The sequence below is a fragment of the Rhodopseudomonas sp. BAL398 genome (genome assembly GCF_033001325.1).
Lineage (GTDB): Bacteria > Pseudomonadota > Alphaproteobacteria > Rhizobiales > Xanthobacteraceae > JARJEH01.
Window position 1 is genome coordinate 5,130,130 of the sequence record NZ_CP133111.1, and the last position, 22,998, is coordinate 5,153,127.

General features: G+C 64.9%; 24 protein-coding genes. 5 read left to right on the plus strand and 19 right to left on the minus strand.

The window, feature by feature from the left end:
- Window positions 1-3: 3 nt before the first annotated feature.
- From RBJ75_RS24120 to tkt, 9 genes are all read right to left on the minus strand, one after another.
- Window positions 4-681 carry a thiamine phosphate synthase gene (locus RBJ75_RS24120; RefSeq protein WP_044409765.1) on the minus strand — a complete coding sequence of 226 codons (678 nt, stop codon included), beginning with the start codon at window positions 679-681 and terminating at the stop codon, window positions 4-6.
- Between the two features lie 6 nt (window positions 682-687).
- The gene (locus tag RBJ75_RS24125) at window positions 688-1,713 is read right to left on the minus strand and encodes a class I fructose-bisphosphate aldolase (protein WP_044409793.1); all 1,026 of its coding nucleotides are present in this window, start codon (window positions 1,711-1,713) and stop codon (window positions 688-690) included.
- 49 nt (window positions 1,714-1,762) lie between these two features.
- Entirely contained in the window at window positions 1,763-2,086 is a 324-nt protein-coding gene (locus RBJ75_RS24130; protein ID WP_044409767.1) for a type II toxin-antitoxin system PemK/MazF family toxin, read from the minus strand.
- On the minus strand, window positions 2,083-2,337 hold the full coding sequence (locus RBJ75_RS24135) for an antitoxin MazE family protein (RefSeq protein ID WP_044409770.1): 255 nt from the start codon (window positions 2,335-2,337) through the stop codon (window positions 2,083-2,085). Before RBJ75_RS24135 ends, RBJ75_RS24130 begins: the two co-directional genes overlap by 4 nt.
- 79 nt (window positions 2,338-2,416) lie before the next feature.
- Window positions 2,417-3,610 (minus strand): phosphoglycerate kinase, encoded by a 1,194-nt coding sequence (locus tag RBJ75_RS24140; RefSeq protein ID WP_044409774.1) that lies wholly within the window; start codon window positions 3,608-3,610, stop codon window positions 2,417-2,419.
- Window positions 3,607-3,831, minus strand: coding sequence for a hypothetical protein (locus RBJ75_RS24145; RefSeq protein WP_234707382.1), 225 nt, complete (start codon window positions 3,829-3,831; stop codon window positions 3,607-3,609). The genes RBJ75_RS24140 and RBJ75_RS24145 overlap by 4 nt, the downstream gene beginning before the upstream one ends.
- Before the next feature lie 68 nt (window positions 3,832-3,899).
- Window positions 3,900-4,193, minus strand: a complete 294-nt coding sequence (locus RBJ75_RS24150; protein WP_044409780.1) for a hypothetical protein — start codon at window positions 4,191-4,193, stop codon at window positions 3,900-3,902.
- Between the two features lie 23 nt (window positions 4,194-4,216).
- Window positions 4,217-5,224: a type I glyceraldehyde-3-phosphate dehydrogenase gene (gap, locus tag RBJ75_RS24155; protein WP_044409783.1), complete on the minus strand. Its 1,008-nt coding sequence runs from the start codon at window positions 5,222-5,224 to the stop codon at window positions 4,217-4,219.
- Window positions 5,225-5,345: 121 nt separating this feature from the next.
- A complete protein-coding gene (gene tkt / locus RBJ75_RS24160) occupies window positions 5,346-7,334 on the minus strand; it encodes a transketolase (protein WP_044409786.1) in 1,989 nt (662 codons plus the stop codon).
- A gap of 322 nt (window positions 7,335-7,656) precedes the next feature.
- On the opposite strand from tkt, the gene RBJ75_RS24165 reads away from it, so the two are divergent.
- Together RBJ75_RS24165 and RBJ75_RS24170 are read left to right on the plus strand one after the other, a co-directional pair.
- Window positions 7,657-7,980, plus strand: a complete 324-nt coding sequence (locus RBJ75_RS24165; RefSeq protein WP_044409796.1) for a DUF4164 family protein — start codon at window positions 7,657-7,659, stop codon at window positions 7,978-7,980.
- Window positions 7,977-8,384, plus strand: coding sequence for a cell division protein ZapA (locus tag RBJ75_RS24170; RefSeq protein WP_044409788.1), 408 nt, complete (start codon window positions 7,977-7,979; stop codon window positions 8,382-8,384). The genes RBJ75_RS24165 and RBJ75_RS24170 overlap by 4 nt, the downstream gene beginning before the upstream one ends.
- Before the next feature lie 285 nt (window positions 8,385-8,669).
- On the opposite strand, the gene RBJ75_RS24175 is transcribed toward RBJ75_RS24170, so the two are convergent.
- The 3 genes from RBJ75_RS24175 to RBJ75_RS24185 are packed head-to-tail and all read right to left on the minus strand — an operon-like array spanning window position 8,670 to window position 11,225.
- Window positions 8,670-9,908: a class I SAM-dependent RNA methyltransferase gene (locus tag RBJ75_RS24175; protein WP_044412944.1), complete on the minus strand. Its 1,239-nt coding sequence runs from the start codon at window positions 9,906-9,908 to the stop codon at window positions 8,670-8,672.
- On the minus strand, window positions 9,901-10,608 hold the full coding sequence (locus RBJ75_RS24180) for a TlyA family RNA methyltransferase (protein ID WP_152647750.1): 708 nt from the start codon (window positions 10,606-10,608) through the stop codon (window positions 9,901-9,903). The genes RBJ75_RS24175 and RBJ75_RS24180 overlap by 8 nt, the downstream gene beginning before the upstream one ends.
- 44 nt (window positions 10,609-10,652) lie before the next feature.
- Window positions 10,653-11,225, minus strand: coding sequence for a nucleoside 2-deoxyribosyltransferase (locus RBJ75_RS24185; protein ID WP_044412950.1), 573 nt, complete (start codon window positions 11,223-11,225; stop codon window positions 10,653-10,655).
- A gap of 61 nt (window positions 11,226-11,286) precedes the next feature.
- On the opposite strand from RBJ75_RS24185, the gene RBJ75_RS24190 reads away from it, so the two are divergent.
- Entirely contained in the window at window positions 11,287-12,066 is a 780-nt protein-coding gene (locus tag RBJ75_RS24190; RefSeq protein ID WP_044412953.1) for a hypothetical protein, read from the plus strand.
- Between the two features lie 16 nt (window positions 12,067-12,082).
- Here the strand turns inward: RBJ75_RS24190 and dxs are convergent, their stop codons facing one another.
- The 4 genes from dxs to RBJ75_RS24210 form a co-directional block, all read right to left on the minus strand.
- A complete protein-coding gene (gene dxs, locus RBJ75_RS24195; protein WP_044412956.1) occupies window positions 12,083-14,008 on the minus strand; it encodes a 1-deoxy-D-xylulose-5-phosphate synthase in 1,926 nt (641 codons plus the stop codon).
- A gap of 502 nt (window positions 14,009-14,510) precedes the next feature.
- The gene (locus tag RBJ75_RS24200; protein ID WP_044412959.1) at window positions 14,511-14,762 is read right to left on the minus strand and encodes an exodeoxyribonuclease VII small subunit; all 252 of its coding nucleotides are present in this window, start codon (window positions 14,760-14,762) and stop codon (window positions 14,511-14,513) included.
- A gap of 70 nt (window positions 14,763-14,832) precedes the next feature.
- The gene (locus tag RBJ75_RS24205; RefSeq protein ID WP_044412961.1) at window positions 14,833-15,762 is read right to left on the minus strand and encodes a histone deacetylase family protein; all 930 of its coding nucleotides are present in this window, start codon (window positions 15,760-15,762) and stop codon (window positions 14,833-14,835) included.
- Between the two features lie 102 nt (window positions 15,763-15,864).
- Complete coding sequence (locus RBJ75_RS24210; RefSeq protein ID WP_044412963.1) at window positions 15,865-17,523, minus strand: bifunctional metallophosphatase/5'-nucleotidase; 1,659 nt, start codon at window positions 17,521-17,523, stop codon at window positions 15,865-15,867.
- Window positions 17,524-17,724: 201 nt separating this feature from the next.
- Between RBJ75_RS24210 and RBJ75_RS24215 the strand changes: the two genes are divergently transcribed.
- Both RBJ75_RS24215 and RBJ75_RS24220 read left to right on the plus strand, forming a co-directional pair.
- A complete protein-coding gene (locus RBJ75_RS24215) occupies window positions 17,725-18,189 on the plus strand; it encodes a hypothetical protein (protein WP_234707433.1) in 465 nt (154 codons plus the stop codon).
- 185 nt (window positions 18,190-18,374) lie between these two features.
- On the plus strand, window positions 18,375-20,072 hold the full coding sequence (locus RBJ75_RS24220; RefSeq protein WP_044412969.1) for a methyl-accepting chemotaxis protein: 1,698 nt from the start codon (window positions 18,375-18,377) through the stop codon (window positions 20,070-20,072).
- A 54-nt stretch (window positions 20,073-20,126) separates the two neighbouring features.
- On the opposite strand, the gene RBJ75_RS24225 is transcribed toward RBJ75_RS24220, so the two are convergent.
- The 3 genes from RBJ75_RS24225 to RBJ75_RS24235 all read right to left on the minus strand — a co-directional run bounded on the left by RBJ75_RS24225 (window position 20,127) and on the right by RBJ75_RS24235 (window position 22,978).
- Window positions 20,127-21,293 carry a radical SAM/SPASM domain-containing protein gene (locus RBJ75_RS24225; protein ID WP_276156842.1) on the minus strand — a complete coding sequence of 389 codons (1,167 nt, stop codon included), beginning with the start codon at window positions 21,291-21,293 and terminating at the stop codon, window positions 20,127-20,129.
- Between the two features lie 360 nt (window positions 21,294-21,653).
- On the minus strand, window positions 21,654-22,421 hold the full coding sequence (locus RBJ75_RS24230; protein WP_044417518.1) for a membrane protein: 768 nt from the start codon (window positions 22,419-22,421) through the stop codon (window positions 21,654-21,656).
- A gap of 245 nt (window positions 22,422-22,666) precedes the next feature.
- On the minus strand, window positions 22,667-22,978 hold the full coding sequence (locus RBJ75_RS24235; protein ID WP_044405546.1) for a PepSY domain-containing protein: 312 nt from the start codon (window positions 22,976-22,978) through the stop codon (window positions 22,667-22,669).
- Window positions 22,979-22,998: the final 20 nt, after the last annotated feature.

A 22,998-nucleotide genomic window follows, 5' to 3' on the forward strand; every position in this document is an offset into this window, starting at 1 on the left:
CGATCATTCCTGGATCGGGCGGAACGCGCCGGGCGACGCAAAGCCGCGGGCGACGGCCGCGGCCGCCTCCGCCAGCGCCGCGGCGGCGCCGCGCGGATCCGCCCAGATGAAATCGCCGACCAGCACGAAATCGGCACCGGCGGCGGCGAATTCGAAGGCTTCGTCGCACGACATCGCGTAGCCGACACAGGGCGGCTCGAACAATTCGGCCCACCATTGCAGTCGCTCGGCGATCGCCTCGACCGACGGCCGTTCGCCGTCACGGCCGGGCTCGCCGAACAGCACGTAATCGGCGCCGGCCTCGCCGGCCAGCATCGAATCATGGCGGGTCACCAACCCGCCCACGCCGGCGATCCGGTCCGGCTTCAGATTCGGCAGCCATTCGTCCATCGCCGCGACGCCGTCGAGATGCGCGCCATCGGCGCCGCCCCGCGCCACCAATTCGGCATGGCCCTCGAGCAGCACCGCCGCGCCGGCGTCCTGGATCAAAGGCGCCAGCGCCTTGATCCGGGTGATCATGCTGCGCTGATCGGTCAGTTGCAGCCGCAGCAACACCGCCGCGATGTCGGCCCCGGCCAGCAGTGCGGGCAGGGCGGCGAGCAGCGACGACGGATCATCCACGACCGGGGTCGCGAGATAGAGTCGCGTCGCCGGTCGTGTCGGGGCGGGTTTCGTGGCCATTCGGAGTTAAGCTACCTTTTGCTCCAGCGCGGCTGTCCACTCGCCCTTGCTGGCGAGAGAATTCATCCGGGCCCGATGGGTGAAGGCCTGCTGGCCGGCGGCGACATTCTCGGTCTTGCCGGACCAGGCCTTTTGCGGCGCCGCCTGCAGCGCGCGACCATAGGAGAAGGTCAGCGGCCAGGGCAGGCCGCCGATCTTGTTCATGGCGTCGAGATGCGCGGTGGCGTCCTGATCGGACTGGCCGCCGGACAGGAAGGCAATGCCCGGCACCGCCGCCGGCACGCAGCGCTTCAGCAGCCGCACGGTCTTCTCGGCGACTTCGTCGGCACCGGCCTGCTTCTTCGATTTCTTGCCGGCGATCGCCATATTGGGCTTCAGGATCATGCCTTCGAGCGCGACCTTCTGGTAGTACAGTTCCTGGAACGTTTCCTTCAGCACGAATTCGGTGACCTCGAAGCAGCGGTCGATGTCGTGATCGCCGTCCATCAGCACTTCGGGCTCGACGATCGGCACGATCTGCGCGGCTTGGCACAGCGCGGCGTAACGCGCCAGCGCATGCGCATTGGTGTGGATCGCCGCATAGCTCGGAATCCCGGCGCCGATATCGATCACCGCGCGCCATTTGGCGAAGCGGGCGCCCTGCTTGTAATATTTCGCCAGCCGCTCGGCGAGCTTGTCGAGACCGACGGTGATCAATTCGCCCGGACAATTCGGCAGCGGCTGGGTGCCTTCATCGACCTTGATGCCCGGAATGGAACCGGCGGCTTCGATCAGCTTGACCAGCGGGGTGCCGTCCTTGGCGTTCTGCCAGATCGTCTCGTCATACAGAATCACGCCCGAAATGGCGTTGGTCATCGCATCCTTGGCGCGGAACATCATTTCGCGGTAGTCGCGCCGGGAATCCTCGGTGGATTCCACGCCGATGACGTCGAACCGCTTCTTGATTGTGCCGGAGGATTCGTCGGCGGCGAGCAGGCCCTTGCCGGGCGCGACCATGGCTGTGGCGATCTTGTTGAGGTCGGCGAGGTTCATCATCGGTCTCCAGGGTGGTTTCTTGGTTGGTTTTGGTGTCGGCCCGGTATTAGACAAAGCCCAAGAAAATGGCGAGGGCGCGATTGACCGCGGTCATGTCGGAATCGGTGAGGCGGCCGAAGACGTCCCCCACCTTGTTCCGGGGAAGTGTGGAACACTTATCTGCCATAACTTGTGACGTCGCGCGCAGCCGGTTTTCCGAACTGGGTTCGATCAGCACGCGAAACGTGAGGGCTTCGGTTATATCGCTGGTCAGGGGCAGGAAGGTGACGGATTGAACATGCTCGAAGGAGTCGGCCTGAATGATAACCGCGGGACGCGGTTTTCCGTAAGGGCCTGACATTGCAACCGTCACCAGGTCGCCGCGCCTCATTTCCAGCCATCGATCTCGATATGCGAGAGCTCTTCGAGGATGACCTTCTCATCGGCACTGGCATTGATGGCCGCGATATCGCGCGCCACCTGGGCCCTGAACTCCGGTGAATTCACGTCCGGAACCCATAACGTCACCGGCTTCAAGCCCATCGCCTTCATCTTCTCGCGGTGCTTGCGGACTCGACCTGCGCTTTCGCCGCGCCCGGTTGCGCTGCTCCGCTTCACCACCTTGTCTGCGGCCTTTGCCATCGCACGGTTCCTCTGCTGGAAGCGTTACATGTAACATAGGCCGCCGCGGGTCGGGCTGCAAGCCGGGGTCGCTTGCCCGTTACGCGCCCAGCACCTCGACGCCGGGCAGCGGCTTGCCTTCCATCCATTCCAGGAAGGCGCCGCCGGCGGTTGAAATATAGCTGAAATCTTCGGCGACGCCGGCATGGTTAAGCGCCGCCACGGTGTCGCCGCCGCCGGCGACCGAGATCAGCTTCTTGGCCTTGGTGCGTTCGGCGGCATGCTTGGCTGCCGCCACGGTACCGCGGTCGAACGGCGCCATTTCAAAGGCGCCGACCGGGCCGTTCCACACCAGCGTCGCGGCGTCGTCGATCGCCGCATTGATCCGCTCGACCGACAGCGGGCCGACATCGAGGATCATGCCGTCGGCCGGAATGGCGTCGAGCCCATAAGCGTGCGACGGCGCGTTGGCCTCGAAATGATAGGCCACGATGGCGTCGACCGGCAGGATGATGGCACAATTGGCGGCCTCGGCCTTGGCGATGATCCGCAGCGCGGTCGCCGCCAGATCCTTTTCGCACAGCGACTTGCCGATGCCGATGCCTTGGGCGTGCAGGAAGGTGTTGGCCATGCCGCCGCCGATCACCAGCGCGTCGACCTTGGCGACCAGGTTTTCCAACAGATCGATCTTGCTGGAGACCTTGGCGCCGCCGACGATGGCGATCACCGGCTTGGTCGGCGCCTCCAGCGCCTTGTTCAAGGCGCTGATTTCGGCCTGCATGGTGCGGCCCGCATAGGCTGGCAGCTTGTGGCCGAGGCCTTCGGTCGAGGCGTGGGCGCGGTGCGCCGCCGAGAACGCGTCATTGACCCAGATGTCGCCCAGCTCGGCGAGCTTGGCGACGAAGGCGGGGTCGTTCTTTTCCTCTTCCGGATGGAAGCGGGTATTTTCCAGGCACAGGATGTCGCCGTCGGCCATCGCGGCGATCGCCTTGGCGGCGGACTCGCCGATGCAGTCGTCGGCGAAGCCGACCGGCTTCTTGATCACCTCTGCGAGCCCGGCCGCAACCGGCTTCAGCGAATTCTTCTCGTCCCGGCCCTTGGGCCGGCCGAAATGCGCCAGCAGGATCACCTTTGCGCCCTTGTCGGCGAGCTCGGTAATAGTGGGCGAGACCCGCTCCAGGCGGGTGGTGTCGGTGACGACGCCCTTGTCCATCGGCACGTTGAGATCGACGCGCAGCAAGACGCGCTGGCCTTTGACGTTCACGTCATCGAGGGTGCGGAATGATTTTTTCATTTTCTCAGAACATTCAGTGCGAAGATGAGGATACCTGAGCCGATTCCCCAGGTTGCGAAAATGATAGTGAGTATCGTCCATGTCGTCGGCAGGCTGGCGAAGCGCGCATCGATGCCGGTCAGGTGACCTTCAATTTTTGCCAGGGTAAGTTCAATTGATCGAAGCGACGTCTTGACGTCCTTCATATCGTCTTCGAGGCGAGCAACGCGTTGCTCCAGCACGGGATCCTCCGGGCCGCTGCCGCTGGACCGTCCACCGCCGCCGGGGAATGGAACGACCGGCATAGGCGTCAGGCTTTCGGCACGGGTAGTGGTTTTACCGCGTCCTTCAGTACGTCGGTCAAGTGTTGTTCAACGAGGCCACAGCGCCTGCAGACCAGCGTAGCGACCGCGCCGAGCGCATCGTCGGCCTGTGTTGACGGCATTCCAAGCAACAGCCTCACTTCCTTGAGGCTGGCCGCTGCGGGATCATCAGTCAGGAAAAACTGATCATGCCCGCAGCGAAGGCACGAGAGCTTGGGAAAGCTCTCGTTGATGAGGTCGGCTAACCGATCAAATCCGGCCTTTGCCTTGGTGTCTGTCATCGCCGAACACTAGCACGGGAACGTCAGATCAGCTTGCTCATCGCCACGGCGGTATCGGCCATGCGGTTGGAGAAGCCCCATTCATTGTCGTACCAGGACATCACCCGGACGAAGGTACCGTTCTGCACCTTGGTCTGGTCCATGTGGAACGTCGAGGAATGCGGGTCGTGGTTGAAATCGATCGAGACGTTGGGGAAGTCGGTGAAGCCGAGGATTCCCTTCAGTTCCTGCTGCGCGGCGCGGCGCATCGCCTCGTTGATCTCGTCCTTGGTGGTTTCGCGCTTGGCGATGATCTTGAGGTCGATCACCGAGACATTCGGGCTCGGCACCCGGATCGAAACGCCGTCGAGCTTGCCCTTCAGTTCCGGCAGCACTAGGCCGATCGCCTTGGCGGCGCCGGTCGAAGTCGGGATCATCGACATCGCTGCGGCGCGGCCGCGATACAGATCCTTGTGCATGGTGTCGAGGGTCGGCTGGTCGCCCGTATAGGCGTGGATCGTGGTCATGAAGCCGGTCTCGATCCCGACCAGATCGTTCAGCACCTTGACCACCGGCGCCAGGCAATTGGTGGTGCAGGAGCCGTTGGAGACGACCAGATGTTCGCGGGTCAGCTTGTCGTGGTTGACGCCGTAGACAATCGTGGCGTCGGCGCCGTCGGAGGGGGCAGAGACCAGCACGCGCCTGGCGCCGGCGCTCAGCAGCATCGCGGCTTTGTCGCGCGCGGTGAAGATGCCGGTGCATTCCAGCGCGATGTCGACGCCGATGTCCTTGTAGGGCAGCGAGGCGGGGTCCTTGACCGCGGTGACCTTGATCTTGCCCTTGCCGATATCGATGCTGTCGCCGTCGACCGTCACGGTGCCGGGAAAACGGCCATGCACCGAATCGAAGCGCAGCAGATGGGCATTGGTCTCGACCGGGCCGAGATCATTGATGGCGACGACTTCGATATCGTCGCGGCCGGATTCGTAGATCGCCCGCAGCACATTGCGACCGATGCGGCCGAACCCATTGATCGCCACCCGAACTGCCATTCAACTTCTCCTTGGTGCTAGTGATTTCCATTGTTATGAGGCGTGCGGCTCATTGTTGGACGGTTTCTGCCCTGAATGACGACCCGTTGCAATGCGCCATTATTGTGATGCCGGCCGATAGTTACTTGCCGTCGAGCCGGGCCGCGGCCGCCTCCGCTGCGGCTTCGGCGGTGATGCCGAAGTACTTGTAGAGCTCCTTGGCCGGGGCGCTGGCGCCGAATCGGGTCATGCCGATGAACACCCCGTCGGGGCCGATCACCGCGTCCCAGCCGAACCGCACCGCGGCCTCGATCGCGACCTTGACCGGGGCGTCGCCGATAATGGCGTGGCGCAGATGGTCGGGCTGCTGCAGCAGCAAGTCCAGCGACGGCACCGACACCACGCGCGCGGCGACGCCGCGCCCGGCCAGCAGCTTCTGCGCCGCCACCGCGATCTCGACCTCGGAGCCGGAGGCGAACAGCGAGACGCTGGCCTTGCCGTGCGCGGCGACCAGCTCATAGGCGCCATGGGCGCACAGATTGTCGTCGTGCTTGGTGGTGCGCACCGGCGTCAGATTTTGCCGCGACAGCGCCAACACGGTGGGGCCAGAGGTGTTTTCCAGTGCCAGCTGCCAGCACTCGGCGGTCTCGACCGGGTCGGCCGGGCGGAACACCCGCATGTTCGGCATCGCCCGCAGGCTGGCCAGATGCTCGACCGGCTGATGGGTCGGGCCGTCTTCGCCCAGCCCGATCGAATCATGGGTCATGATGTAGACCACCGACACATGCGACAGCGCCGCGATCCGCATCGAGGGGCGGGCATAGTCGGTGAAGCACATGAAGGTGCCGCCGGCGGGAATGAAACCACCATGGGTGGAAATGCCGTTCATCGCCGCCGCCATGCCCATTTCGCGGATGCCGTAATGGATGTAACGGCCGCTGAAATCCTCCGGCGTGACGTCCTTGGCCTGTTTGGTGCGGGTGTTGTTGGAGGGCGTCAGATCGGCGGAGCCCAGCACCATCTCGGGCACCACGCCGACCAGCGCTTCCAGCGCCAGCTCACTGGCCTTGCGGGTGGCGATGGTCTGCGGCTCGGCCACCAGATTGTCCTTCAGCTTGCGGATCGCCGCGCCGAGCCCCTCGGGCCGGGTACGGTCGATCACCCGGCGCTGAAATTCGCCGCGGGCGTCGTCCGGCATCGCGTTGAACCGCTCCTGCCAGTCGACATGGGCCGAGGCGCCCTGCTTGCCGACATTGCGCCAAGCGGCGAGCACGTCGTCGGGAATCTCGAACGGGCCGTAATCCCAGCCCAGCGCCTTTTTGGCGCCGGCCAGTTCCTCGGCGCCGAGCGGCTCGCCATGGGCCTTGGAGGTGCCGGCTTTGTGCGGCGCGCCGAAGCCGATCGTGGTCTTGCAGGCGATCATGCTCGGCCGGTCGGAGGATTGCGCCGCGGTGATCGCCGCGGCGATCGCCTTCTGATCGTGGCCGTCGATCTGCACCGCGTTCCAGCCATGGGCCTTGAAGCGGGCGACCTGGTCGACATTGTCGGCCAGCGTCAGCGGACCGTCGATCGAAATGCCGTTGTCGTCATACAGGAAGATCAGCTTTGACAGCTTGAGATGGCCCGCCAGCGCGATCGCCTCGTGGCTGACGCCCTCCATCAGGTCGCCGTCGGAGCACAGCACGTAGGTATAATGATCCACGACGTCGCCGAATTCGGCGGCCAGCATCCGCTCCGCCAGCGCGGTGCCGACCGATGACGCCACGCCCTGGCCGAGCGGGCCGGTGGTGGTCTCGACCCCGGTGGTCATGAAATTCTCCGGATGGCCGGGGGTCTTGGAATTGAGCTGACGGAAATTCTTGATCTGGTCGAGCGTCATGTCGCCATTGCCGGTCAGATACAGCAGCGCATAGAGCAGCATCGAGCCATGGCCGGCGGACAGGATGAAGCGGTCGCGGTCCGGCCAGGTCGGGTCGGCGGCGTCGAATTTCAGGAACTGGGTGAACAGCACCGTGGCGATGTCGGCGGCGCCCATCGGCAGGCCCGGATGGCCGGATTTGGCCTTTTCGACGGCGTCCATCGCCAGCGCGCGGATCGCGTTGGCCATACGGGAGTGATCGACCTGCGTCATGATGAAACCGCCTGAAACCGTGCGTTTGTTGAAGTCCCGAGCGCATCGGGACGCGGAAAACCGGCCCGGCGCGACACAATTTGGATCACCCAAGTGTGGATCACCGATGCCGCCGGAAAGGACCAGACCCCAGCTGAATAGCACCCCGTCAGGGCGAGTCCAAGGCCACCGGCCTCCGCCCCATGGGGGACGGCCTCTTTGCGGTGCATAGCTGCGCTGCGACGTTGCGCTCGGCTTGTTTGACACGTAAATTTCCACCTCTAAAGGCTTGTTCAACCGCGGCTTTTGTTTGGACGGCTTTGCAGAAGGGTCGCTGAAAGACATGAAGGATCGACCTGCCAGCAGCTCGACGGGCGCCGACACCATCCCAAGCGAGATCGGCGCGGCGACGCGACGCTTGGCCGCGGCGCTCGAAGCGCTGGAGAGCGCGGCGGAGCGCCGCGCCGAGGCCGACCGCGACGAGGATGAATTGGCATCGCGGATCCAGGCGCTGGGCGCCGACCGCTCGCGGCTGGCCGACGAACTCGACGGCGCGCTGGTGCGCACGCGCCGGCTGGAGCGCGCCAATCGCGAGATCGCGCAGCGGCTCGATGCGGCGATCGGCAGCATCCGCATCGTGCTCGAGGCCGAGGAAGAGTCGTCATGACGACCAAGGCCCCGCCCACCCCCAACCACGTCAACGTCACCATCAATGGCCGGCAATACCGGATGGCCTGCGAGGAAGGCCAGGAGCCGCGGCTGCTGGCGCTGGCCGATAATCTGGAATCGCGGATCCAGAATCTGCGCGGCAAGTTCGGCGAGATCGGCGACGCCCGGCTGATCGTGATGGCGGCGCTGATCGCGGCCGACGAATTGATCGACGCCAAGGGCCGGATCGCCGCGCTGGAGCAGGAAGTCAACGCGCTGCGCAGCGGCACCACGGACGCGATCGACCGCGCCAGCCTGACCAACCGCGCGGTGATCGCCGCGCTGAACTCCGCCGCCGAGCGGATCGAGAAAACCACCCAGGTCCTCAACCGCACCATCGGCGGCGGCATCGCCATCGGTTAGTTGTTGCTTCGCTGCGGGCTTGCCACTTTCGGCTTCGGCTTCGGCTTTGGCTTCGGCTTCGGCTTTCGGCGTTCGGCGTCGCGCCTCCGCATCCCTGTGTCGGTCATTCCGGGGCGCGAGCAGCTTCGCTGCGAGCGAACCCGGAATCTTGCCGATCGTGCCGTGTCGCGAGATTCCGGGTTCGCTCGGCCTGCGGCCTCGCGCCCCGGAATGACTGACGCTGAATTAGTTCGCCCGCCGCGACACGCCCGCCGCATCACGCCCGCCGCTGCGCAACGGCCGCGCTTACTTGCGAAACCGCGCCACCAGCTCGACATGCGGGGTGTATTTGAACTGATCGACTGGCGTCACGCCGTCGATCTTGTAGCCGCCCGCGATCAGGATGTTGGCGTCGCGCGCGAAAGTCGCGACATTGCACGACACCGCGACCACCAGCGGCACGCGGCTGGCGGCGAGTTTTTCGGCCTGGGCCTGCGCGCCCTGGCGCGGCGGGTCGAACACCACGGCGTCGATGTCGCGCAGCTCCTGCGGCACCAGCGGGCGGTGGAACAGGTCGCGGGTCTCGGCGGTGAGCGGCTTCAGCCCCGAGGTCGAGGTGGCGGCCTTTTGCAGCGCCTGCACCGCGGGGGCGTCGCTGTCATAGGCCATGACGCGGGCTTTTGCCGCCAGCCGCAGCGCGAACGGACCGACGCCGCAGAACAGATCGGCGATCAGTTTCGCCTTGCCGCAATGCGCCAGCACCAGCGCGCCGAGCGCATCCTCGCCCGCCGTCGTCGCCTGCAGGAAGGCGCCCGGCGGCAGCACCAGCTGCGCAGTGCCGATCTGCAGCACCGGCGGATCGCGCATCAGCACCAATTCGCCGTGCCGGGTCAGCCGCGCCAGCCGATGCTGTTCGGCGATGCCCGACAGCACGCCGATCATCTTGGTCGGCAATGGACCGGAGCCGCGGACATCGACGTCGAGCCCGTTGCTGGCTGCCGTGACCTGGATATCCAGCGGTTTGCCGATGATGGTCAGCGCCTCGGCCAGCGCCCAGGCGGCGTCGATCGCGCCATCGAGGCCGGGATCAAGGATCGGGCAATGGTCGATCGCGATAATGTCGTGGCTCGAAGCCGCGGTGAAGCCGAGCTTCAGCACGTCATGCGTGCCCTTATGGGCGTGCAGCGTGATGCGGCGGCGCCCGGCGCCATGGGCGTCGATCAAGGGCGCGACCGCACAGTCGATCGCCGATTGCCGCAGCGTCTCGACCACCAGCCCGCGCTTCCAGGCCCGATAGGCATCCTCCTGCCAATGCTGGATCGCGCAGCCGCCGCAGACGCCGAAATGCGGGCAGAACGGCGCGATCCGCTCTGGGCTGGCGACATCAACCCGCAGCAGCCGGCGCCGGTCGGGATGGCCGCGGACTGATTCGACCTCGACGGTCTCGCCGCCCAGCGCATAGGGCACATAGACAGTCTGATCGCCGACCAGGCCGACGCCATCGCCGCGATGGCCGACATGATCGAGGGTGATGGTTTCAACCACGGCGGGCGCCGAGAAAGAATTCGGCGTTGCCGTCGCCGCCGACGATCGGCGAGGCGAACACCGCGATGTCGGTGCAGCCGAGCGAGGCGGCAAAGGCCGCGACATCGTCGCACACCGCCTGATGCACGCTGTTGTCGCGCACCACGCCGTGCTTGGCGTGTTTGCGCGTCGCCTCGAATTGCGGCTTGATCAGCGCCAGCAGATGCATCGGCGCAGCCGCCAGCGACAGCGCCGCCGGCAGCACCGCCTTCAGCGAGATGAAGCTGGCGTCGATCACCACCACGTCGGGCCGCTGCGGCAGCCGCGTGCCTTCGAGGCTGCGGATGTCGGTCTGTTCCATCGAAACGATCCTGGGGTGGCCATGCAGCGAGGCATGGAGTTGATCGGTGCCGACGTCAACCGCGAACACCAGGCTGGCGCCATTGGCCAGCAGCACCTCGGTAAAGCCGCCGGTGGAGGCGCCGACGTCGAGGCAGACATGGTCTTCGATTTCGATCGGATAGCGCTCCAGCGCGCCGGCGAGCTTGACGCCGCCGCGCGACACCCAGGGATGCGCCGGCTCGGCCTGCACCACGGCGTCTGCGGCGATGCCCTCGGACGGCTTGGTGACGATCTTGCCGTCGGCGATCACCAGCCCGGCCTCGATCGCGGCCTGCGCCCGCGCCCGGCTTTCGAACAGCCCGCGTTTGACCAGCACCATATCGGCGCGTTCGCGGGGCGTGAGGTTGCCGGGCTTGGCCAAGGTCAACTCGGAAACCGCGCGGCAAGCGGCGCCAGCCGCACCACCGCCAGTTCGACGCAGGCCTCGAATGCGCGAAGATCGCGCCACGGATCGGCCGGTGGCTGTCGCGGCGTCACCAGCGCGCAGCCATGCAGGTCGAGCGCATGGATCAGCATCAGATTGTCGGGCAGGGCGAAATCCTCGACGATCAGTCCGGATTGATCGATCAGCGCGCCGTCGCGCCGGGTCAGCTCGCCGGATCGGGCGACGCGGTCGGCGTAAATCGCCGGGTCGTTGCAATAGCCGAACACCAGCTTGCCGCGCCCAGCCATGTAGCCGAGCTCATACACGGTGCCGGCGTCGGCGCTCGGCCCGCGGAACGGCGTCAGATTGGCGATGATGGCGGCGGCGTCATTCATCATGGCCTCGTTGCCGCGAAAGATCGTCAGCGATGCATCGGGTGCCGTGGGATCGACGGCATTGTCGAGCGGAAACAGCCCGGTCAGCCCGTGGTGCGCGCAAAGCTCGGCCTTGCGCCGGCCGACCGCCAAGGCGTCGGGCAGAAAAACATCGGGGCCGGCGAGGTAGATCTTCATTTCGCTTGTTTGCAGACTGGGCTAATCTGTCATTTTCAATATGCGGCGCCGGAGTTTGCCAATGACCGGCTTTTCAAACGCGGAACGTCTTGCTGTCTATACGCATCTGCGCTTATTCGAAAGCGACTTCGACAAGTCGCAAAGCCAGATTAGGGCGCTGTGTTCCGCTTGGAGCGCGGCAGTTTTAACCGGCATTGCGCTGATCGTGACGAATGCCACGTCGCCACCGTCGCAACTATCGGCCGCTGAGGTCCTCGGGCGCGGGAACATCCTGGCCTATTTGCGCGGCATGATCTGCTTCGTGGGCAGTGCCGGAGTTCTTGCCTTCTGGCTCGTGGACCAGCGCGTCTACCAGCGCCTGCTCCATTCGGTGTTCGGTTACGGGTTGCACCTCGAACTGCAGTTTCCGGATTTGCCGCAGATTCGGTCGACATTGTTCCTCAACAACCTGGATGTGAGCAACAGGATGGGCTGGTTCTATTGGACGCAGGCATGGCTGTTTCTTGCCATTGCCTGTGTGTTTGTCTGGCCGCCGCTTGGAGCACGCCTCGGCAACGTGCCGCCTGGTATCAAGGCTCTGACCTACATTCACATTGCCGCGGTGCTGCTCGCAAGCTGGTCGAGCAGATATTGGCCGACGCTTCGTGGGCTGATCGAGGAGTTCTATCCGGACCTTGCGGCGGAGTTGCCGACGCCTCACTGGCGATGGCGTGACAGCATTATCGCGGCCATCGATCCCGCCGGGTTCTGGAGCAAGGCGGCACGCCGGGATTGTGCCAAAGACGACGCTATGCGCGAAGCCTGGATGCGCCGGGTCAGGGCGCATCCAAAGTTCAAATGAGCGCCGCCTAGGCGGTCTACGCCAGTTTCACGGTCTCGGCCTGGCCGTCCTTGCCGAGCGCTTCGAACACCTTCTTGACGATGCCCTTGGCGTCGAGCCCGGCGCGGGCATACATCGCCGCGGGGGTGTCGTGGTCCATGAATTCGTCGGGCAGCACCATCGAGCGCATCCGCACGCCGCCGTCGAGCAGGCCGTGCTCGGCCAGCGTCTGCATCACATGGCTGCCGAAACCGCCGATCGAGCCTTCCTCGATGGTGATCAGGATCTCGTGCTCGCGCGCCAGTCTGGTCACCATCTCGACGTCGAGCGGCTTCATGAAGCGGGCATCCGCGATGGTAGTGGACAGGCCGAGCGCCGCCAGTTCCTCGGCGGCCTTTTCGCATTCGGCCAGGCGGGTGCCGAGCGACAGCAGCGCCACTTTGCTGCCCTGGCGGATGATGCGGCCCTTGCCGATCTCCAGCGCGACGCCGACTTCCGGCATTTCGATGCCGCGGCCTTCGCCGCGCGGATAGCGCAGCGCGGAGGGGCGGTCGTTGATCGCCACTTGCGTGGCCACCATGTGGACCAGATCGGCTTCGTCGGCCGCCGCCATGATGACGAAATTCGGCAGGCAGCCGAGATAGGCCAGATCGAACGAGCCCGCATGGGTGGCGCCGTCGGCGCCGACCAGGCCGGCGCGGTCGATCGCGAAGCGGACCGGCAGGCTCTGGATCGCGACGTCGTGCACCACCTGGTCGTAGCCGCGCTGCAGGAAGGTTGAATAGATCGCGCAGAACGGCTTGAAGCCCTCGGTGGCGAGGCCGGCCGCGAAGGTCACCGCGTGTTGCTCGGCGATGCCGACGTCGAAGCTGCGGTCGGGGAACGCCTTCTGGAACAGATCGATGCCGGTGCCCGACGGCATCGCCGCGGTAATGCCGACGATCTTGTCGTCCTTGCTGGCTTCCTTGATCAGGCTCTGGCCGAACACGTTCTGGTAGGACGGCGCGTTCGACTTGGCCTTCGACTGGGTGCCGGTGGCGATATCGAACTTGACCACCGCGTGATATTTGTCGGCGGCGGCCTCGGCGGGCGCGTAGCCCTTGCCCTTCTGGGTGACGACATGGACCAGGATCGGGCCGTTTTCCATGTCGCGGACGTTCTGCAGGATCGGCAGCAGGTGGTCCATATTGTGACCATCGACCGGCCCGACATAATAGAAGCCGAGTTCCTCGAACAGCGTGCCGCCGCCGACCATGAAGCCGCGGGAATATTCCTCGGCGCGGGCGGCGCGGTCGGCGATCAGCCGCGGCAGGTGCTTGCCGATCTGCTTGCCGGCCTCGCGCAGCGAGCGATAGGTCTTGCCCGAATACAGCCGCGACAGATAGGCCGACATCGCGCCGACCGGCGGGGCGATCGACATGTCGTTGTCGTTAAGGATGACGATCAGCCGGGAATTCATCGCGCCGGCATTGTTCATCGCCTCATAGGCCATGCCGGCTGACATCGAACCGTCACCGATCACCGCGATAACGTTGTTCTTGGCGCCCGACAGGTCGCGCGCCACGGCCATGCCGAGGCCGGCGGAAATCGAGGTCGAGGAATGCGCGGCGCCGAACGGGTCGTAGTCGCTCTCGGTGCGCTTGGTAAAGCCGGAGAGCCCGCCGCCGGTGCGCAGCGTGCGGATGCGGTCGCGGCGCCCGGTCAGGATCTTGTGCGGGTAGGCCTGGTGGCCGACGTCCCAGATCAGACGGTCGCGCGGCGTGTCGAACACATAGTGCAGCGCGGTGGTCAGTTCGACGACGCCGAGGCCGGCACCGAAATGTCCGCCGGTGACCGACACCGCGTCGATCGTCTCCAGGCGCAATTCATCGGCAACCTGCCGGACTTGATCAATTCGGAGCTTCCGCAAATCTTCCGGCGTGCGAATAGTATCAAGTAAGGGCGTTTTACTGAATTCGGTCACGGCGATATTCCAGTCTCACAAGTGGGGCAGGTGAAGCCCCGATGACGCATGCTCTGGACGTGTTGCAGGAGTCTCACCAACTCCCGTCTCCCTGAGGAGAACCGATTTTGTAGCTTATCGTTCAAAGCCTAAAGCCTGCTTCGACCGAAAAAAGTGACCTGTGTCACTTTGCTGTCGCACTGTCCACCGAGCCCGCAGCGCTCCGATCCCATAGGGATGCGGGCGCCTGGCTCAGCGCATAAGCCTATACCTCTACACAAAGCTGGCGTTAAAGCCAATCATGAGCCGCCAAAGGCCAATTCGGCTACCGAACTTTCGGCCAATGTGGTTGATTGCGCCGCATGGAACCGGGTTCCGCCGCCCCTGGCGTCAGTCTTTGCCGGACAGTCTGACGTGCAATTGTGCGTTTTCGAGCGAGGTGGGCGCCAGATCGCGTGAAGACAACGCGTCAAAACCAAGGCGGGAGCGCCGGTTCCGATCGATCGGAACTCCGGCGCCAGGCCTATTGGGGGTCAAGCGGCTCGGTTCCGCTCGGCTGGCCGCTGCCATCGGTGGTGATTTTGTCGACGCGGGCCTCGGCGGTGCGCAGCAGTTCCTCGCAGCGCCGCTTCAGCGCCTCGCCGCGTTCATAGATCGCGACCGACTCCTCGAGTGGAACTTTGCCGTCCTCGAGCCGCTTGACGATCGTTTCAAGTTCCTCGATCGCGCGTTCGAAGCTCAGCTTTTTGATGTCGACATTGGAAGCTTCGGCCATATCGGTTCCTGCAATGCGCCGCTGATCGGGCGATGGTGACGGCGACAATTGGGTGGATGGCGGCGGACGCTCACACGCCCATCAGCGCGGCGACATGGGCGGCGACCGATTCCTGCAGCCCCTTCAAGTCATAGCCGCCCTCGAGCACCGAGACAATGCGGCCGCCGGCGCTGACGTCGGCGACGTCCATCAGCTTGCGGGTGACCCAGCCGAAATCCTCGGCGTGCAGATTGAGGCTGGCCAGCGGGTCACGGTAATGGGCGTCGAACCCGGCCGAGATGATGATCAGTTCGGGCGCGAATTTGGTCAGCTGCGGCAGGATCAGATTGTCGAAGGCGGAGCGGAATTTGGCACTGCCATCTTCCGAGGCCATCGGCGCGTTGACGATGTTGTCGTGCTCGCCGCGTTCGCCGACTGCGCCGGTGCCGGGAAACAGCGGCATCTGGTGAGTCGAACAATACATCACGGTCTTGTCGCCCCAGAAGATTTCCTGTGTCCCATTGCCGTGATGGACGTCGAAATCCACCACCGCGGCGCGTTCGATGCCGTATTTGCGTTGGGCGTAGCGCGCCGCGATCGCCGCATTGTCGAAAAAGCAGAATCCCATCGGCTTGCTGATCTCGGCATGATGGCCGGGCGGCCGAGTAGCGACGAACGCATTGCTGGCGCGGCCGGTCATTACCGCGTCGGTCGCCGCGACCGAGCCGCCGACGCCGCGCAACGCGGCCTCGAAGGTGCCTGGCGACATAGAGGTGTCACCATCCAGATAGACGATCCCGGAGCTCGGCGACATGTGCCGCATCTCGACGATGTGATGATCGCTGTGACACAGCGCGATATCTTCAAGTGCCCCGAGCGGCGATTCAAGGCGCTCCAGCGCGTTGAAGCGGTCCTCGTTCAGAGCCTGATTGACCGCACGCAGCCGCTCGGCGCGCTCTGGATGGCCCTCGGGCGTATGATGTTCGAGGCACGCCGGGTGTGTCAGGTATTGGGTTGTCATGCGGGCTGTCCGGTCCCTCAATACGCGGTTGCGACAAACGTATAATGTAAAGGCTCGCCAGCCATTGCGAAAGGGCAGCTTAGGACTTGGGCGCGCGAATGCCTAGTTCAGTCGCAGGATGCGGGTCGACGGCGGCGGCGAGACCGGACTGCCGGCCTTCAAGAAATTGAACAGCGCATCGACGTCATAGACCCCGATACGCGGTTCGCTGCCGTCCTTGAAGGTGGTGAAGCCGTCGCCACCGGCCGCCAGGAAGGCGTTCACGGTAACGCGATAATGACCGGTCGGATCGAGCGGCGCACCGTTCAGGGTGATCTTATCGGCCGGGACGCGCGCGCCGGGCTGGCCGGCATTGTCCCACGCATAGCTGAAATGGCCAGACACCTGCAGCATCCGCGGCCGCTGCGGGTCGCTCCATTGCTGTTCGAGCGCGGCCTTGATCTGGGCGCCGGTCAAAGTCAGCGTCACCAGCTGATTGCGGAACGGCTGCGCCGCGAACACGTCGCCATAGCTCACCGTGCCGTCGGCGCGCTTGGTGATATCGGCGCGCACGCCGCCCGGATTGGTGAAGGCGATCACCGCGCCGCCATCGGCTTCCGCCGCCGTGGCGGCGAGCTGAGCGTCGGCGATGATATCACCGAGCGGGCTTTCGCCGGCCTCGTTCGGCAGCCGCACCAGTGTCGCGGAGACCGAGCCCGCCGGTTGCGCGGCGATCGGCCCGGCCAGCTGGTCATAGCTGTCGATCAGCGCGGTCTGCTGCGGATCCTTGGCCAGGGTCTTGGTGCGGACGATGACATTGTCGGCCTTGGCGCTGATCACGTCGCGGCTATGCGGATCGAGCCGAAGATCGATCGCGGTGACGAGCGTGCCGTATTTGTCGCCCGAGGTGACCAGCCGGCCGTCGATCTGGCAGCTATAGGCGCGGTGGGTGTGACCGCTGATGACGACGTCGACGGCCTTGTCGAATTTCTTGACGATGTCGACGATCGGGCCGGAAATTCCCGGGCATTCGTTGATACCGCCGGTCGGCCAGCCGCCCTCATGGATCAGCACCACGATGGCCTTGACGCCGAGCGTCTTCAGCTCGGCAACTTGTGTGTTGACGGTCTCGGCCTCGTCGCGGAATTCCAGCCCGGCGACACCGGGCGGCGACACCATATTGGGCGTGGCTTTCAGGGTCAGCCCGATGAAGCCGACCGGAATACCGTTGAAAGTGCGGATCTCGTAAGGCGGAAACAGCGTCTTGCCGGTCGCGCTGTCGACCGTGGAGGCGGCGAGATATTTGAAGCGGGCGCCGAGAAACGGGTGCGGGCCGCGGCAATTGTCGGTCGGGTGACAGCCGCCATGCTGCATGCGCAGCAATTCGGTCTTGCCCTCGTCGAATTCGTGATTGCCGACCGCGGCGAGGTCCAGCCCCATCAGCGACAGCGATTCGATGGTCGGCTCGTCGTGAAACATCGCCGACAGAAACGGGCTGGCGCCGATCAGGTCGCCGGCGGCGACGAAGATCGAATTGGCGTGGCCGGCGCGCAGCTGTTTCACCAGCGTCGCCATATATTCGGCGCCGCCCGCCGGAATCACGGTTTTCTTGGCCGGATCGGCCGGATCCTGGATCGTGATACCGCCAGGCGACGGCCGCAGATAGCCGTGGAAATCGTTGATCGCCAGAATCCGCAGCTCCACCGGCTTGGCCGTCTCGGCAATGGTCGGAGAGGTCATGCCGGCCAGCAGCATGGCGGCGATTACAGCGTAGCGATTCATGATTCGGATCCTGGTCGCGGTCCGCGACAAATTTGGTGGGGCAGCGCGGGGAATCCAAACCTGCTTCGCGGCGGAAGCGCAAGGGCCGAACGGCCGTGGCGTCCGGGCGCGCGATCCACTAGAAACATGATCTGCCAAACCAGAGCAGCCGCCCAAGCTGCCGCGCCGGTTTGCACCGGCGGTGAGATGCAAGGATTTGAGATGAAAATTCCATCGTTCGTGGCGCTGTCGCTGGCCATCATGGCGTCAATCCCGGTCGCCATCGCCCAACAGCCCGATCGCTCGGCGGCGACTTTCGACGGCCCGCGCCTGGCCGATATCATGGAGGCGATCCAGGCGCGCCACATCAAGCTGTGGTTCGCCGGCAAGAACCGCAATTGGGAGCTGGCGACATTCGAGGCGATGCAGATCAGGGGCCGGCTGGAGGACGCCGCCCGGTTCTATCAGGACCTGCCGGTCACCGACGTCACCACCATGGGGGCGCCGCTGGATGCGCTGTCCGATGCGATCAAGGCCAAGGACGCGACCAAATTCGCGGCGGCGTTTGATCAGCTGACCGCCGGCTGCAATTCCTGCCATCAGTCGATCGAGCGTGGCTTCATCGCGATCCAGCGGCCGAGCGCGCAGCCGTTCAGCAATCAGAACTTCGCGCCGACGAAGAAGTAGCAGCGAGGCGGCCGCGATCGGCCCCGCCGCCGCGATCATGTGCGAAACGGCATAAGTACCCAGTAATTCTACCCATTATCGAATTAATCGGGCCTTTAGGTTGATCGTGGAATTCTGCCGCGATCAGCCCTCCTGCGGGGGCATCGCTTTGCTTGCATCGCTAGCAAAGCCCATGGAGGCTCGCCGTGCGCACCAACCTTCCAGTCACGACCGTCGAATATCCGATCGACGATGATACGTTGATCGTTTCGCGGACCGATTTGAAGGGCCGGATGACCTATTTCAATGGCCAGTTCGTCGACGCCGCCGGCTTCACCGAAGCGGAGCTGATGGGCCAGCCGCACAATATGATCCGCCATCCGGATATGCCGCCGGAGGCCTTCGCGAATCTGTGGGAGACGCTGCAGGCCGGCAAGCCGTGGGTCGGCGCGGTGAAGAACCGTCGCAAGAACGGCGACTTCTACTGGGTGCTGGCGACCGCATCGCCGATCGTCGAAAACGGCGCGATCACCGGCTATACGTCGATCCGCACCAAGCTGGCCGCCGACCAGCGCGCCGAAGCCGAAAAGGTCTATGCGCTGCTGCGTAGCAAGCAATCCCACGACTACCGGATCGATGCTGGCATCATCCGGCGCAAATCGCCGCTGGATGTTCTGGCTGTCTTCAACGGTTCGCTACGCGCGCGATTGGTCACCCTGGTCGCCTGCCTCGGCTTATTCCTGTTGGCGGTGGGCATTGTCGGGATGCTGGAAACGCAGGTCGCCAACGCGCGATTCCTCATCGCGGCGATGATTGCCGCGGGTCTGCTCATGGGTGGATGGCTCGGCTGGCAAACCATCCGGGCGATCATCGGGCCGCTCGACCGTCTCAATGGCGCGATGACCAATATCGCCCAGGGCAAGCTTGCCAACCGCATCGTGGTGGACCGTGACGACGAAGCCGGTGCGGCGCTGCGCAATCTGATGACGTTGCAGGCCATCGTGCGCTCCAGCCGCGAAGAGATCAGTGCCTCCGAGCGGCGCTCGGAATCCCAGCGCAAGGCCGGGATGCAGCGTCTGGCCGGCGAGTTCGAAAGCGCGGTCGGCGCGATCATCGAGACGGTGTCGTCCTCGGCGGCCGAGCTCGAGGCCTCGGCCGGCATGCTGTCGTCGACGGCGGAGCGGGCGCAGGAATTATCGACCGCGGTCGCCGCGGCATCCGAAGAAGCCTCCACCAATGTGCAATCGGTGGCCTCCGCCACCGAACAGATGAGCTCGTCGGTCAACGAGATCAGCCGCCAGGTCCAGGAATCCTCGCGGATCGCCCATGAGGCGGTGGATCAGGCGCGCAGGACCAACGACCTCGTCGCCGAATTGTCAAACTCGGCCGCGCGGATCGGCGATGTCGTCGAACTGATCAACACCATCGCGGGGCAGACCAATTTGCTGGCGCTGAACGCGACGATCGAGGCGGCGCGGGCCGGCGACGCCGGCCGCGGCTTCGCGGTGGTGGCGTCCGAGGTCAAGGCCCTGGCCGAACAGACCGCGAAGGCAACCGACGAAATCGGTCAGCAGATCACCGGCATCCAGGCGGCGACCCAGGGCTCTGTGGCCGCCATCAAGGAGATCGGCGACACCATCGGCCGGATGTCGGAAATCTCCTCGACCATCGCGTCGGCCGTCGAGGAGCAGGGCGCCGCGACCCAGGAAATTTCCCGCAACGTGCAACAGGCCGCGCTCGGCACCGAACAGGTCAGCGCCAACATCACCGACGTCCAGCGCGGCGCCAGCGATACCGGCTCGGCCTCCTCGCAGGTGCTGTCTTCGGCGCAATCGCTGTCCCGCAACAGCAATCTCATGAAGACCGAGATCGGCAAGTTCCTCGATACGGTGCGGGCCGCCTGACCCGGCGCAGCTTCGGCGAGCGCCGCAGCCGCGCCGGCTCGAACCTGCGCCACGTCATTCCGGGGCGCGAGCAGCCCCGCTGCGAGCGAACCCGGAATCTCGCGCCATCGCACCGCGGCTCGCGGCCGCGCCCGACTCTGACTCCGCGCGCCCATCGAGCGCGGCCTTGAAATGGCCGAGCGAGCCACGCTCCCGCCGCCGGCGGCCGACCACCGGCTTGTAGATGCTCTTGTAGAAGTCGCAGCTGCGGCACACCGGCCGGAATTCGCCGCGCTGCTGCTCGTCGATCAGCGCCATATAGGTGTCGTTCCTCGTCGACAGGATGTCGCGCAGCGTCTGCTGCTGCAGGTCGCCGATCCGCAGTGTCGCTTCGGCGTCGCGGCAGGCGCAGCCATTGACGATGCCGGTGGCCATCACCTGGACCTGGTCGAACAGCAGGGTGCAGGCGCCGGCCTTGTAGACCGCCTCCGCGCCCTTGAGCTCCATGTCGAGGCCGCGCAGATCCTGCGGCGTGACCATGCCACCCCAATTGTTGTACAGCGCGCTCGCCGGTCGGATCTTGATGCCGGCGCGCCGGAATCGCGCGAGGCTGGCCATCAGGTCCGTAGTCGGATCCCGCGACGCCGCCCGGGTCGACTTGATGCTGAATTCGAGCGCGAAGCGTTTTTCGCTCATCAGGCCATAGAGTGTGTCGAGATTACTCAGCAGCCGGCGATACACTTTATCGGTCGATCGGGTGATCGCTCGGAAGCTGTCGCGGTCGTGACCGTAGATGCTGATATGAATCGACGACAGCTTGCGCAGCCGCATCAGCCGGGCGATGGCCTCGGCATCCGGAACGGTGAAATTGGTGAAGAACGAATAGCCCGCGACGCCCGGCTCGGCGTCGAGAAAATCCAGCTTGTCGAAGACGCGGCGGTCCATGAACACGTCGCCGGTGCAGGGCGTCAGGTGAAACTCCGCAAAGCCGATATCGAGTGCCTGGCGCACGATGTCGCCGAACAGCGCGTTGCTCATCGTCACTTTCGGGCTGGTCTTTTTCGGATAGGCGCAGAAGCAGCAATCGAGATTGCAGATGCTCGAGGTTTCGATGTTCAGCACCCGGCCGCCGAGCGGCGCGAAAGCGCGTCCGCGCCGGCGATTGAAATCGATTGCGACGGATTGCACGAGGGTCCTGGCATGCTGCGCCAGCACCGCCGGATTGGCGAAACGTTGCGTCACGCAATAGCCCCCGTTCACAGAGGTGAATTGCCTCAGAGTCTGATTCAAAAAGCGATCAATAGAATCAAGGCGTCAAGGTCGTCATTGCGAGGAGCCCTTGCGACGAAGCAATCCAGTCCTTGCTTGCCCTGGATTGCTTCGCATTCGGACGGCGCTACGCGCCGGTCTCGGCTCGCAATGACGCATCATCGAGCTTGATTTCAGTGGTTTCTTTTCGGTCAGACTCTCACGACGACATCGACATGCCGGCCGCGCCGGCTGAAAGTCCGATGTTAACAGAAATCCGCCGGACCGGGCAATCGCCGCGGTCCGGGTTCCGTGATCATATCGCGCTCCGGCCGAAGCCGATGTGCGGCTCGCTTACTCCGGTAACCTGGGACGCAGCTCGGCCCGCTGTGGGATCAACAGGATCAGCGCGGCAATCGCCGCGACCAGCACGGCCGATGCGTAGTAGCGGCTGAGCGCCAGCCCGCCCAGCGCATGCGGCTTGTCGAGCAGATCACCGACGGTGGCGCCCAGCGGCCGGGTCAGGATGAAGGCGGCCCAGAACAGCGCGACGCGCGAGGTGCTGGTGAAGAAATACAGCGCGGCGACCACCGCCAGTGCCGCGCCGAACACCAGCGCGCCGCCGCCGAAGCCCAGCCCGTTGCTGTCGGCCATCCAGTCGCCGAGCGCGGTTCCGAGCGTTTGCGAGAACAGGATGGTCACCCAGTAGAAGGCCTCGACCCGCGGCGTCGACACGCTCTGCACCGACACCGTGCCCTCGGACCAGCGCCAGATCTCCAGCGATGCGGCAAGCGCCACCACCAGCAATGTGGTGCCGCCCGCATAGCCGATGCCGAGCGAGCGGTCGGCGAGGTCGGCCGCGGTTGTTCCGACCGTGGTGGTGGCCACGATGGTCAGCCAATAGATCGTCGGGTGAAACGCGGCGGCGCGAATCTGGGCGATCACCGCGACGACGAAGACGGCGAGAAAAATCAGCGTGCCGATCGCATAGCCCAGATGCATCGACATCGTGACGGCATCGCCGCCGGTCTCGCCGAGTGTGGTGGCGAGAATCTTGATGATCCAGAAGCCGAGTGTGACCTCCGGGACTTTGCTCAAGGCGGTTTGCTGTGTCGGGGTCATGGATGATCCTCCCTTGTCGCGTGTAAGCCCGCCCGACCGACGCGGCGGCCGCGTGCGGCTGTCGTCAGAGTTCGAGCAATTGAGGCGTTGAAAATCGAGACACGTCGTCATTGCGAGCCGAGGCCGGCGCGCAGCGCCGTCCGACAGCGAAGCAATCCAGGGGCGCCACGCTCAGACGTCTCGTGAGACTCTGGATTGCGTCGTCGCTTCGCTCCTCGCAATGACGAACAACGCGTCGTCGGGCCTCAGTCAGCCCCTTCGGCCTTGTTCTCGAGCACCCTGCCGGATGCGGCGTCGACGCCGACTTCCTGCGTGACCTGACCATTGGCGATATCGAATGAATAGCGCAGGCCGCTGCCGCCCGGCTCGCGTTCCAGCTCCTCGTCGGTGATCTTGCCGGGATGCGCCTTGAGCGCGATGGCGCGGGCCTGCGCGATCCCGACCTTGGCGTCGCCGGCGAGCCTCTCACCGCTATAGGCCTGGGCCCATCCGCCCAGCGCGAGCACGATCATGGCGGCGCCGAGCGCGCCGATGGGGTTGATGGCTGTGGTTCTCATTGCTGTCTCCTTCCGTGTTG